This is a genomic window from Chryseobacterium sp. PTM-20240506 (genome assembly GCF_048296755.1).
In the GTDB taxonomy this organism is placed as follows: domain Bacteria; phylum Bacteroidota; class Bacteroidia; order Flavobacteriales; family Weeksellaceae; genus Chryseobacterium; species Chryseobacterium proteolyticum.
Window position 1 is genome coordinate 4,248,656 of record NZ_CP182581.1, and the last position, 13,552, is coordinate 4,262,207.

General features: G+C 37.0%; 7 protein-coding genes. 6 read left to right on the plus strand and 1 reads right to left on the minus strand.

Annotated features, from left to right (window positions below):
- Nucleotides 1-79: 79 nt before the first annotated feature.
- A complete protein-coding gene (ligA, locus tag ACNFU2_RS19065; protein WP_172276496.1) occupies nucleotides 80-2,086 on the minus strand; it encodes an NAD-dependent DNA ligase LigA in 2,007 nt (668 codons plus the stop codon).
- Nucleotides 2,087-2,328: 242 nt separating this feature from the next.
- Here ligA and ACNFU2_RS19070 point away from each other — a divergent pair, with 242 nt between their 5' ends.
- The 6 genes from ACNFU2_RS19070 to ACNFU2_RS19095 all read left to right on the plus strand — a co-directional run bounded on the left by ACNFU2_RS19070 (nucleotide 2,329) and on the right by ACNFU2_RS19095 (nucleotide 13,485).
- Nucleotides 2,329-5,403 carry a TonB-dependent receptor gene (locus ACNFU2_RS19070; RefSeq protein WP_418122721.1) on the plus strand — a complete coding sequence of 1,025 codons (3,075 nt, stop codon included), beginning with the start codon at nucleotides 2,329-2,331 and terminating at the stop codon, nucleotides 5,401-5,403.
- 64 nt (nucleotides 5,404-5,467) lie between these two features.
- A complete protein-coding gene (locus ACNFU2_RS19075; RefSeq protein WP_172276502.1) occupies nucleotides 5,468-6,214 on the plus strand; it encodes a glycerophosphodiester phosphodiesterase in 747 nt (248 codons plus the stop codon).
- A 351-nt stretch (nucleotides 6,215-6,565) separates the two neighbouring features.
- Nucleotides 6,566-9,538 (plus strand): SusC/RagA family TonB-linked outer membrane protein, encoded by a 2,973-nt coding sequence (locus ACNFU2_RS19080; protein WP_418122723.1) that lies wholly within the window; start codon nucleotides 6,566-6,568, stop codon nucleotides 9,536-9,538.
- 11 nt (nucleotides 9,539-9,549) lie between these two features.
- Nucleotides 9,550-11,001, plus strand: coding sequence for a SusD/RagB family nutrient-binding outer membrane lipoprotein (locus tag ACNFU2_RS19085; protein ID WP_273650889.1), 1,452 nt, complete (start codon nucleotides 9,550-9,552; stop codon nucleotides 10,999-11,001).
- Nucleotides 11,002-11,044: 43 nt separating this feature from the next.
- A complete protein-coding gene (locus tag ACNFU2_RS19090) occupies nucleotides 11,045-12,628 on the plus strand; it encodes a calcineurin-like phosphoesterase C-terminal domain-containing protein (protein ID WP_418122726.1) in 1,584 nt (527 codons plus the stop codon).
- Between the two features lie 143 nt (nucleotides 12,629-12,771).
- Nucleotides 12,772-13,485, plus strand: coding sequence for a 3-ketoacyl-ACP reductase (locus ACNFU2_RS19095; RefSeq protein WP_172276511.1), 714 nt, complete (start codon nucleotides 12,772-12,774; stop codon nucleotides 13,483-13,485).
- Nucleotides 13,486-13,552: the final 67 nt, after the last annotated feature.

The following is a 13,552-nucleotide window of genomic DNA, read 5'->3' on the forward strand; positions in this document are numbered from 1 at the left end:
TTTTAAAAAGCAAAAATAAGCCATCAATAGTATATATCAATGGCTTATTATTTAATTATTGTTAAAATGTCTGTTTTTTTTATTGATTTTCTATCAAATCTAAAAATTGCTGTTCATCAAGGATCTCAATAGTCCCGATATCCTGAGCTTTTTTCAATTTACTGCCGGCTTTTTCGCCCACAACAAGATAATTAAGGTTTTTAGAAACCGCGGAAATATTTTTTCCACCATGTTTTTCCACCATATCCTCTGCAGATTCTCTTGTGAACAGAGACAGTTTTCCGGTGAACAGGAATGTTTTTCCATCAAGAACATGGGATAAAACTTCATTGGTATTTTCTCCTTTTTCAAGCTGAACACCATAGGTTTTTAAGCGTTCAATCATTAAAATATTTTCCGGATTATTGAAGAACGCTTCAATACTATATGCAATTTTACCTCCTATATCTTCCACCTGACACAATTCTTCGGCAGTTGCATTTTTCAGGTCATCAATAGTAGGGAAGTTTTTAACCAGTTTCTTGGCAACTGTTTCTCCTACATGTTTGATACCGATTCCATATAATACTTTCTCAAAAGGAATTTCCTTAGATTTTTCAATTCCTGAGATAATATTTTGTGCCGACTTTTCAGCCATTCTTTCCAGCGGAAGTAATTGCTCTTTGGTTAAAGTGTAAAAGTCTGCCGGATTTTCAATTAATTTTTCCCGGTACAGTTGTTCAATGGTTTCGCTCCCTAAATTTTCTATGTTTAAAGCCTTTCTTGAAACATAATGAATCATTCTTCCTACTACCTGCGGAGGGCAGTGAAGTTCATTCGGACAGAAATGAATCGCCTGATCTTCCACTTTTATAAGTTCGGTTCCGCATTCAGGGCAATGTTTAATGTATTCGATCTCCCTGCTTTTTTCTGTTCTTTTGTCTTTGTTGACGCCCACAATTTTAGGTATAATTTCACCTCCTTTTTCTACATAAACAAAATCGTGTTCATGCAGATCCAGTTTTTTAATGATATCTTCATTATGAAGAGATGCCCTCTTAACAGTGGTTCCTGCCAATAGAACAGGTTTCAGATTAGCTACCGGAGTAATGGCTCCTGTTCTTCCGACCTGATAGGATACACTTTGTAATTCCGTTTCTACTTTTTCAGCTTTAAATTTATAGGCCATTGCCCAGCGAGGTGATTTTGCAGTATATCCAAGCTGTCTCTGCTGTTGTAAAGAATTTACTTTTAATACAATACCATCAATTTCAAAAGGAAGATTATGTCGTTCTGTATCCCAGAAAGTAATGAAATCTTTTACTTCATCTAAAGTTTTACAAAGTTTTGCCTGCTGGGAAGTTTTGAAACCCCAGGTCTGAGCTTTTTGAAGCAATTCCCAATGCGTTTCTGCCGGAATTTCCTCGGAAATAAACTGATATAATACAGAAGAAAGCCCGCGTTTTCTTACCTCACCACTATCCTGCATCTTCAAACTTCCGCTTGCCGTATTTCGTGGATTCATAAAAGGATCTAATCCTTCTTCCTCTCTTAGTTTATTGATTTTATCGAAATTTTTTCTCGTGAGATATATTTCCCCACGCATGAAAAAACGATACGGGAAATCTCCTTTCAGTGTCAAAGGAATGTCTGAAATAGTACGTACGTTAGCAGTGATCTCATCTCCCTGGAAACCGTCTCCACGAGTAACTCCCTGTATCAGTTTACCATTTTCATACAAAATAGAAATAGAAGCACCATCATATTTTAATTCTGCAACAAATTCCACGGGGCCGGTAATTGTTTTAATAATTCGCTTTTCCCAGTCTTCAAGATCATCAAAATCATAGGAATTATCCAGGGAATACATTCTGAACTGATGCTGAATAGTAGGAAAGACTTTAGTGATCCCACCTCCAACACGTACACTGGGAGAGTTGGCATCATAAAATTCCGGGTGCTTTGCTTCGAGATCCTGAAGTTCCTTTAATAATTGGTCAAATTCAAAATCTGAAATGGTAGGTTCATCCAGTAAATAATAATTTTCATTATGCTGATGAAGTTCTTTACGAAGCTGTTCTATCTTTTGTTGAATGTTTTCGGACATTGCTATTTTTTCTTTTAAGCAAAAATAGCTAAAACTAATATCATTAAGAAAATAACATAATTAAATAATATGGATACATTAAAAATTTGTAATACATGATAAGTTGTTGATTGCCATTTCTTTATTTTATTTGTTAGTAATAGCTTAACATATCGTTCTAATTTAATTAAAGAAATGTTAAAATTTCCTTAAATAGCAAGCTTGTACAGACCCAATACCTTTGCCCCAGCTAATTTGAAAAGATGAGAAAAGTAAAGATTGTATTGGGATTATTGTTTTTGAGCTTTGGTACAATGGCTTATGCACAGACCACACAGGCATCCATTACCGGAAAAATCACCGGAACTAAAGCCCAGGAAAAAGTAAAGGTAACCATCGTTAATGAGTCTACAGGTTTTAGAACAGAAACTGAAACCAATTCAAAAGGAGAGTATATTTTTAAAGAAATTCCTCTTGGTGGTCCTTATACGGTTATTGTAAACGATGAAAAAAGAGAGGGCTACAATGTCAATTTTGGAGATCAGGTTACCGTAGATGTTAATCTTGGGGATCATGAAAAGGTAATTGAAACTGTAGTTGTAACGGGAAATCTTAAAAACAAGATCGGAAATCTTGGTGCGGCAACAGCTATTTCTGCTAAAAACATGGGGATATTGCCTGTTAATGGAAGAAATTTCACCAATCTTACAGAATTGTCTCCGTTAAGTGGAAAGGGAGGGAATTTATCAGGACAATTAGGATCTTCCACCAACTTTACCATCGATGGAATGACTGCCAAGAATCCAACTTCTGCAGGATCTACAACCAGCCGAAGTGGCGCACCTTATTCCATTTCAATTGAAGCAGTACGTGAATTTAAAATTACGACCAACCAGTATGATGTTACATTGGGAAGAAGTGGAGGAGGTACGGTAAGTGCTGTAACGAAATCAGGAACCAATACCTTTACGGGAAGTGCCTGGGAATATCTGAGAACAGGATGGTTATCCAGCAAATATGATATCAGGGGAAATGAAAGGGTAAACGACTTTTCAACCTCACAGTTCGGGGTATCTTTAGGAGGTCCGATTATTAAAAATAAGTTGCATTTCTTTGCCGCATGGGATCATCAATTGGATTCCAGGCCTTTGATCATTGCAGATGTAAGAACGAAAGATGATGCTTTAAGGTTTAATGTAACCAATGAAACACTTAATCAGGTTTTAAATATTGGGAGAGCTAAATATGGTGTCGGAAATACTCCGCAATTCGGAAGCTTTGATAAAGTTAGGAATTCTGATGCCGGATTCCTACGTTTAGACTGGCAGATCAACCCTAAAAACTTATTAACCTTAAGAAATAATTTTACTTATGATTTTAATAAAAACGGACTAGCAGATAACACGGCCATCAATTTTTTTGAATCTTATGGAAATGACAAAAACCTTGATAATAGCTTATTATTAACATTAAGATCAAATCTGAAATCAAATCTCACCAACGAATTAAAAGCACAATATTTATATACTTACCAGAACAGCTATCAGAACAATCAGCTGGGGCATGCTGTTCCAAGGGCAATTGTAGAACGTGTACCTTCTACCATTGATGGAAAGGACCTTACAACCAATATCCAGATCGGAGGACACCGTTTCGGACAGGAAAGCTTTAGAAATAATGTATTCCAGATCGTAGACAATTTATACTATAATACAGATAAGATTAAATATACAGCAGGTATCGACCTGATGTACACAAAATCAAAATCTATTTATGGTAGCGAGGTGAACGGAAGGTTTCAATTCTTAGGAATTGATAATTTTAATAACCTTACGCCTTACAGGTTTTACAGAGAGGTTCCTTTAATGGATGATTCTTCTGTAAAATCGAACATTTGGAATGTTGGCGTATATGGTCAGATTCAAACAAAAATTGCTAAAGGACTTGACTTAATGGCTGGTTTAAGGCTGGATTATGGTGGATATCCGAAAGCCGAGCTTAATCAAAAGCTATATGATCAAATGGGAATCAGAACCGATAACCGTATTAAATCATTCGTTATTCAACCCAGATTTCAATTTGACTGGAATATCAATGAAGAAAGTAAAGACTTCTTGAAATTTGGTGCAGGAATCTTCTCTTCGGATATCAACAATTATATGGTGATCAACAACCTTGTATTTGACGGAAGACACTTGGCAACGGTAGATGTGACTGGTAAAGATGTTCCTGTCCCGAACTTCACCAGCTATAGGAATGATTACGGAACTGTTCCTACTTTATCACAATATCAGATTCCTACCATTAATTACACAGGTAAAGATGCTAAAATTCCAATCGTTTATAAGGCGAATATCTCCTATACTCACTTCTTTAATGAAAGATTCAGAGCGGGTGTTGCTGCTTATGCTGCCTTAGGAAGAAACAATTATTTCTATTATGACAGAAACATGGTAGCCAATCCTTATTTTACATTAAATAATGAAGGGGGAAGAGGTGTTTTTGTTCCTTTGAATACATTAAATGCCAATGGAACTGTTGATTGGAAAGCAGGCAGAATTAATAATAATTTCGGAAGGGTACTTGAACTTGTAAGCGACGGGAAAGTAAATCAGTTTTCGTTTGTATTTGATACAAGTTACCGTTATTACAAAGATGGAGAAATTACAGCAAGCTACACATGGTCTGATATCAAGGATAATACCTCATATAATGGGAATGTTGCCAATTCTGCAACTTTATCCACAATGGTTGAAAGTGACCCGAGAAATCTGAGAATGACATATTCCGATAATCAGTTCCGTAATAAAGTGGTATTGTATGGGAATTCACCTACCTTTTTTGGATTTACCGTAGGTATACGATATTCAGGGATAGGAGGAACTAGATTCTCAGTGACTTCCGGAGGAAATACGAACGGAGATTTTGTTGATACGAACGATCTGGCATACATATTCCCGAATCTTACACAGACTTTAATTGATAACCCTGAAGTAGGTAAAGCATTGAAAAACTATATCAGCGATTACAATAACAAAATTGCTGAACGTAATGGAGGTAAGAACGGTTTCTATGGAGTATGGGATATCCGTATTGCTAAGAAGATCAAGTTTGAAAAAATTGGTGGATTTGAACTTTCAGTTGATATTTTTAATGTTGCCAATCTTCTTAATAAAGAGTGGGGAGTCAATAAATCCTATGGAAATACAGCATTGTATAGAATTACAGGATTTGATGCAGCAACACAACAATATCAATATAAACTGAATACCAGTGGATTAGAACCTTTATCAGGTAATCCTTACCAGATTCAGTTAGGAGCGAAATATACTTTCTAAAATTTTAATACTACCTTTATGTCAAAGTCCCGGACTTTGACATTTTTAATTATCTGATTATATTATGAAAAATTTTATCTTAGGGTTAGCAGTTTTAAGTACAGTTGCAATGAAGGCACAAACCCAGATTATCGCACACAGAGGTTATTGGCAAACACAACCTCCAACCACCGAAAATTCATTAAAATCGTTGGAGAATGCCCAAAAACTTAAGATTTATGGAGCTGAATTCGATGTGAGAATGACAAAGGATGGAGTCCTGGTCGTTAACCATGATGAACACCACGGGAAAATGGAAATCTCCGAAACAGACTTCAAAGAGTTGGAAAAAGTGAAGCTCTCAAACGGTGAAAACTTCCCGACCCTTAAAGATTATCTGAAACAGGGAAAGAAAGATAAGTCTCTTAAGCTGATCGTTGAAATTAAGCCCGATAAGACAAAAGAAAAGGAAGATGAGCTGGTTCAAAAAACAATCAAAACAATAAAGGACCTGAAACTGGAATCTCAGAGTGAATTTATTTCTTTCAGCCTGAATATTTGTAAAGAAATTAAAAAGGCAGAACCGAAATTTAAAGTTCAATACCTTAATGGAGAATTGTCTCCGGAACAGATTAAAAATGAAGGTTTGGACGGGATGGACTATCATTACAGTGTTTTCGACAAAAATCCGACATGGATTTCCGAAGCTAAAGCATTGGGTTTAATTACCAATTCATGGACTGTGAATGATATTGCGGTTTACGAGAAATTAAAAAGCCAGGGAATCGGTTTTATTACAACAAATATTCCTGATCAGTTAAAAGGTAAATAGGCCTTAAAAGTTTATTTAAACGTAGATATTTTTTAGCAGCTTGCCCATGGCAAGCTGCTTTTTTTATAATATACATTCAGATGAGAACGATTCTGTTGATCAAGTATTTGATTACTAGATTTTTATTGTGATGTAAAAGTAGTGTATCATAAAAAGACAATAAAGATAATGAAATAAGTTATGCATGTCGCATTAAATAATATTCATCATTTTAATGTACTGTTAACCAGAAAAGTACAAACCCTTGTTGATAATGAGTTCATATTGTGTTTAATATTTTTTTAATAAATGTTAAAATAGTATTAAAACCATCTTCACCAGTAGCTTTTACTTTTGCGCAAACAAAAAGATATGCGTAAACAGAAACAGAAACTATTGTTTTTATCATTTTTGGGATTAGTTAGTTCCAGCCTGACAGCCCAACAGAAAGCCAGGAAAGATACCATTAAAAATATTGATGAAGTGGTCGTTACTGCTTTAGGTATTAAAAGACACGATAAATCTTTAGGATATGTTGCTGAAACCATCAAATCTGAAGAGCTGTTAAGAACCCAGAATAATAACTGGGCTCAGGCTCTTGAAGGTAAAGTTGCCGGTTTGAAGATCCAAACAGCGGGAGCGGGGCCTTTAGGAAGCTCACTCATCAAACTTAGAGGTGATATCTCGATGAATATGGATCAGAATAATGCACTTATCGTAGTGGATGGTGTTCCATTGAGCAATTCAACCACAGGTACCGGATTTTCAGCCTATGGAGCAGGAGCAAAAGCTGATTTACCTATTGATTACGGGAATGGAATCAACAGCATCAACCCTGATGACATTGAAACAATAACAGTTTTAAAAGGATCTACCGCAGCAGCTTTATACGGATCACGAGGTGCGGGAGGTGCAGTAATGATCACAACTAAATCCGGAAAAACCAAAAAGGGAAAAATACAGGTTACCTTAAATTCCTATTCAAGCTATGATACAGTGCTAAAATGGCCGGACTATCAGTATGAGTATGGTCAGGGGACTATGCAAAAGGATTCGAAAGGGAATTATTTCTATTCGTATGGAGCTTCACCGGATGGAGTAAATACGGGTGGTACAAGTAGTGCATTCGGGCCGAAATTTGCAGGCCAATATTATTTTCAATATGATCCCACATTGGAAGGTCAGAGTGCGGAACGACAACTATGGAGACCATACAAAGACAATATCAAAGGCTTCTGGCAAACAGGTAGCACATTTTCAAACAATATTGCTGTAGAGGCATCCAATGAAAATACCTCTTTCAGGTCCTCATTAACGTATCTTAAAAATGAGTGGATGATGCCTAATACGGGTTTCGACAGATTTAATGCAGCGATTTCTTTTGACCATAAGATCAATGAAAAATTAAAAATAGGAGTTAAGTTCAACTATAATAAAATGACAAGTGATAACCTGCCTGCGACAGGTTACAGCAATCAATCGATTTCCTATTTCATGATTTTCCAGAACCCGAATGTAGATCTTGCCTGGTATCGGCCAATATGGAAAAAAGATAAATACCAGGTGGATCAGATCCATCCCTTCAGTTCCTATATTGATAATCCATACATGATCGCCTACGAAATGTTAAACGGGGTGGATAAGAATTTTATCACAGGAAACATAAACCTTAACTATAAATTGGCCAAAAACTTTGAGGTCATGTTCAGATCCGGTATGGAGCTCACCAATGAAGAACGTACTCAGCAAAGGCCATGGAGTTCTGCCAACTATCTTCAGGGAATGTACAGGGAGCAGCATATTAAACAGATGGACCTTAATAACGATTTATTATTTACTTATAAAAATACATTTAAAGATTTTGATTTCAGCGCATCAGTAGGAGGAAATATCCGTTATTCCGAATACACGATGTATGATTATCTCGCCGACGGTCTTTTGAAGCCGGGAGTTTATACACTGCCCAATGGCATTGCCAACATTACAAAATTTGCAACTCCAAACGATAAGCAGGTCAATAGTGCCTATGGTTTGGTGACTTTGGGGTATCAGAATAAGATCTTCCTTGACCTTACGGCAAGAAATGATTGGAGCAGCACACTTCCTAAAAACAACAGATCCTATTTTTACCCTTCCGCAGGTCTTTCTTTTATTCTTTCAGACATATTCAAACTTAGCTCAAACCAGTTCAATTACTGGAAATTAAGGGCTTCCTGGTCAAAGGTTGGAAATGACACAAGCCCTTATAAACTTATAAAATATTATAACAACAGTGTGTTCTCCGGATCAGTAGAGGCTCCCTCTTTATTTCCTAATCCTAACCTGAGACCTGAGATGCTTACCAATATTGAAGCCGGAATGGATTTCAGTATAATTAAAAACAGGATCAGCTATTCCATTACCGCATACCAGAACAATTCTAAGGACCAGATCGTTGATATCCCGGCTCTGTATGAAACAGGATATAGTAAAAGAACCATCAACGCAGGGGAGGTACGAAACAGAGGATTGGAAATGACTTTAAATACCTTTCCCGTTAAAAATAAAAATTTCTCGTGGAGTGTAAATGCGAACTGGTCAATGAACAGAAATAAGATCCTTTCACTTCCGGATGAATTTCAGGGACAGCCTTATACTTTAGGCAGTGTAGGTGGAGTGGTGTATTATAATGCAGTAGTTGGTGGATCATTGGGAGATATGTATGGCTATGGACTGATGTATTCACCTGACGGACAGGTTGTATATGGAAGTGACGGCTTAACAGCGAAGCCAACTGAGATGAAAAAGATAGGAAATGCATATCCGAAATGGAGGGCCGGTCTTCAAAACGAGTTCAGATACAAGAATTTTACCATCAGCTTTTCTTTTGACGGACAATACAAAGGAATGGCCTATTCCCAGTCGCATCACAAAATGACTGAACAGGGTAAATTAACGCATACCCTGATCGGAAGAGATAATCCGAATGGTCTGATCGTAGGAGAAGGAGTGATACAAAATCCTGACGGATCTTACTCACCAAACACCAAAGGTGTCGCCGTTTCGGCTTATTACGCTGATTATTACAGAAGAGCCAATGTAGAAACCAACTCATTTGATACCTCTTTTGTCAAATTAAGGGATGCAAGAATATCTTATACTTTTCCTAAAAGTGTAACGGAGCAGCTTAAACTGACCGATCTTACAATAGCATTATTTGGAAGAAATCTTTGGATGTGGACAAAGTTCCCGTTATTCGATCCTGAAGCTGCAACTCTTAATGACAGTCAGATTACACCGGGAGTGGAAATGGGACAGCTACCTACGGCCAGAACAGTGGGAATTCAGCTTAACGTTAAATTTTAAAATTGAAAATCATGAAAAAATTATTACTCAACATATTATTAATTTCGGGAATAGGTCTTTTCCCTGTTTCCTGCAGCAGAAGTCTTGATGAAGTAAATATTGACGAAAGCAGGATAAGTGATCCGGTAGCGGCTAAATTACTTGTTCCTATTCAATATAACATGGCTTCCGTTAATTACATGCGGGCCAATGATTTTACGTTTGACATTATGCAGGTGTCACTTGATTTTCCGAATGAAGGAAATTCGTTGAGCCGGTATTATCTTACCGAAAATACAGGAGCCGGATTCTGGAATAACTCATATAAATGGCTGAAACAGGTAAAAGACCTGAAAGAGGCAGCAATAGTAGAAAAAGATCAGAATTATCAGGCTATTGCTATGGTATTAAATGCCTGGATTTATTCCAATCTTACAGATACCTATGGTGATATTCCCTTTACTGAAGCTTCAAGATTAGACGATGGGATATCACAGCCTAAATTTGATAAACAAAAAGACATTTATATTCGATTGCTGGATGATCTGAAAGCAGCCAATGCACTTTTTATTACCAATAAGCCACTTACAGGGAATGATCTTTTCTATAAGGCAGAATCGGATGCAAATGGGATTATAAACTGGAAGAAGTTTTGTAATTCTTTGTCGTTGAGGTTGCTGACAAGAATCCTGAAGAAAAACGGAGAAGTAAATGTTCATCAGCGAATTCAGGAGATTGTAAATGATCCTGCCACATATCCTCTCTTTCAAAATAACAATGAGACAGCAAAGCTCAATATTACAGGAGTATCACCACTTCTTCCTCCTATTGCAAGGCCTCAGGATTTTACTACAGGAAGAGCGGCTTCGGAATTTTTTGTAGAAGCTCTGAAAGCGAATAACGATCCACGTCTGGCTATGTTTTTCGGCCAGGCTAAAGATATTACCAGCCAGCAGAATATAGGGTATAAAGGTGCTCCATCAGGTTATGCTTATGGAACGATATTCAGTTATCAACCGTCCAATATGAATCAGAATCTAGCAAAAGCTCCGCTGAATATTCTCATTTATCCTTATGCAGAACTGCAGTTCATCCTTTCGGAATTAGCAAACAAAGGAATCATTCAGGGAAATGCCCAGACCTTTTATGAAAATGGGGTAAAGGCTGCAATAGAACAATGGGGAGCTGTTGTACCTGCAAATTATTTTGCGAATCCGAATGTCGCTTATAATGGAAATATCGACAGGATTATGCTTCAGAAATATATTGCATTGTTCTTTGTAGATCAGCAACAATGGTTTGAAAAGAGAAGAACCGGTTTTCCTGTACTTCCCAATAATGGAGGTCTCCTTAACAATGGGAATCTGCCCCAAAGGTTGATGTATCCACCTAATCCAAAAGTTTTAAATACAGCAAACTATCAGGCTGCTGTTCAGCAGATGGGAGGAGATAATATCAATATTAAAACCTGGTGGAATAACTAATAAAAACCTGAAGTAATACATCTTAATAAAAATAAATCATCCTATGAATATTAAATTATTAATGCCATGCCTTCTGATTTCAGCAATGGCATGGTCACAAACTTCCGTATCCGGCTATGTGTACGAAGACATGAATAAAAATCAAAAAAAAGAAAGCCGTGAGAAAGGAATCGAAGGAGTAGCGGTATCTAACGGTGCCCAGGTTGTTTTAACAGATAAAAATGGAAGATATAGCTTACCGGTTAGTGAAAATCAAACCATTTTTGTGATCAAACCATCGGGTTACATGACACCTGTTAATAGTAATAATTTACCTCAATATTACTATCATTACAAACCAAAAGGATCTCCTTCGGATTTTAAATACAAAGGAACGCTGCCGACAGGGGAGTTACCAAAAGAGCTCAACTTTGCATTGTACAGACAAAAGGAGGATAAAAACTTTGATATCCTGGTTTTCGGAGATCCTCAGCCTTACACAGAGAAAGAACTGGATTATTTCAAAAGAGGAATTGTAAATGAAGTAAAGAACACAAAAAAGAATGCGGTTCTGGGAATCAGTCTTGGAGATCTTGTAGGAGATAATCTGAGCCTTCAGAAACCGTATGCTGATGTCATGAAAGAGATTGGTTTACCATGGTACAATGTAATGGGAAATCATGACATGAATTATGATGCAAAGGAAGATCAGTTTTCAGACGAAACTTTTGAAGCTAATTTTGGACCTGCCAATTATTCTTTTAATTACGGGAATGTACATTTTATTATTTTAGACGATATTCTTTATCCGGATCCGAGAGACGGAAAAGGATATTGGGGAGGATTCCGAAATGATCAGCTGCAATTCATTGAAAATGACCTGAAGCTGGTGGATAAAAACAAACTGATTGCGATCTCTTTCCACATTCCGTTGGAACATAGTAATGAAGATAATTTCAGAAATGCGGACCGTCAGAAATTGTTTGATTTTTTAAGCCCTTTTCCTAACGCGCTTCTTTTATCAGCACATACTCATATCCAACAGCAGATCTTTTATGGCAAAAAAGCAGGTTGGAATGGAGCCAAAGACCTTCATGAATATAATGTAGGAACAACTTGTGGTGACTGGTATTCCGGAACTCCTGATGAAATGGGATTGCCTACTTCTACGATGAGAGACGGAACAGCCAAAGGATATTCATTCATAAGTTTTGCGGATAACCAGTATAAAGTTAAATACAAAACAGCCGGTAAACCTGATGACTATCAGATCAAGTTGTATGTTCCGAAGGTCATTCCTTATCCATCAAAAACATCAGCTAAAATTCTTGCCAACTTCTTTATGGGGAGTAAAAAAGATAAAGTGGAGTACAGGATAGATAATGCGGAATGGAAAGATATGGAGTATGACGAAACGATCGATCCTAATTTTGCTTTGTCCGTATTCAAATGGGATACCACACAGAATCTTTTCCCGGGAAGAAGACCCTCAAATCCTGAAATGGCAAAACACATATGGATCGGTGGATTTACTAATAAATTAGCACTAGGGAAGCACAAGGTGGAAGTGAGAGCTATGGATATGTATGGAAACCAGTTTTCAGCTTCTGAAGAATTTGAAGTGAAAGAGCCCGTGCTTATTCCTTAATTTATTCTTTTTTTACTATACTTTCTGAGAACCGGCTTCTGTAAGCCGGTTTTATTTTAAAGAATATCGTCGAAAAACATTCACATGATTCATCTTTAAACAAAATATGCTTTCGTAAATTTGTATGACGAAAAAGTATTATTATGAACATAAAAGGAAAAAATGCCATTGTAACAGGTGGTGGAAGAGGCTTAGGAAAAGCAGTTGCTTTGGCTTTGGCAAATGAAGGAGTGAATGTTGCCATTACAGGCAGAAATGAAGCCAACTTAAAAGCGACTGTTGAAGAAATTAAAAATATTGGGGTCAATGCGGCGTATGCTATTTTCAGTGTTGATGACGAATCAGCAGTAAAAGCAGGTATCGAATCTTTAGTAAAAGAACTTGGAGGTGTAGATATTTTAATCAATAATGCCGGAATCGGAGATTTTGGAACGATCGAAGAAATGCCTTCTGAAACCTGGGAACAGGTTATTAAAACCAATCTTTTTGGGGTGTATTATGCGGCAAAAGCAGTATATCCGTTTCTGAAAGAAAAGGGAGAAGGAGATATCGTAAACGTTGCTTCCACGGCCGGTTTAAAAGGAGGAGGAAATATGTCAGCTTACGCAGCTTCAAAAGCAGCCGTTATTTCTCTTTCACAATCCATGATGGCAGAATGGAGAAAGCAGAATATCCGTGTCGTAACCTTAACGCCAAGTACTATTGCTTCCGATATGAGCATTCAGGGAGGATTAACAGATGGAAACCCTGAAACAGTTCTTCAGCCGGAAGATTTCGCAGAATGGGTAAGAGATATCCTGAAAATGAACAGAAGAGCATTAATTGCAAACGGTTCTATTTTCTCTACAAATCCATAAGAAAAGATCTTTAGCAATACAGATAGATGAGCTATTTGCTGAATGATTTATTTTATATGAATACAGG

Excerpts from the sequence above, each read along its gene's own strand:
- ligA (WP_172276496.1), bottom strand. The coding sequence starts at position 2,086 with ATGTCCGAAAACATTCAACAAAAGATAGAACAGCTTCGTAAAGAACTT.
- ACNFU2_RS19070 (WP_418122721.1), top strand. The coding sequence starts at position 2,329 with ATGAGAAAAGTAAAGATTGTATTGGGATTATTGTTTTTGAGCTTTGGT.
- ACNFU2_RS19075 (WP_172276502.1), top strand. The coding sequence starts at position 5,468 with ATGAAAAATTTTATCTTAGGGTTAGCAGTTTTAAGTACAGTTGCAATG.
- ACNFU2_RS19080 (WP_418122723.1), top strand. The coding sequence starts at position 6,566 with ATGCGTAAACAGAAACAGAAACTATTGTTTTTATCATTTTTGGGATTA.
- ACNFU2_RS19085 (WP_273650889.1), top strand. The coding sequence starts at position 9,550 with ATGAAAAAATTATTACTCAACATATTATTAATTTCGGGAATAGGTCTT.
- ACNFU2_RS19090 (WP_418122726.1), top strand. The coding sequence starts at position 11,045 with ATGAATATTAAATTATTAATGCCATGCCTTCTGATTTCAGCAATGGCA.
- ACNFU2_RS19095 (WP_172276511.1), top strand. The coding sequence starts at position 12,772 with ATGAACATAAAAGGAAAAAATGCCATTGTAACAGGTGGTGGAAGAGGC.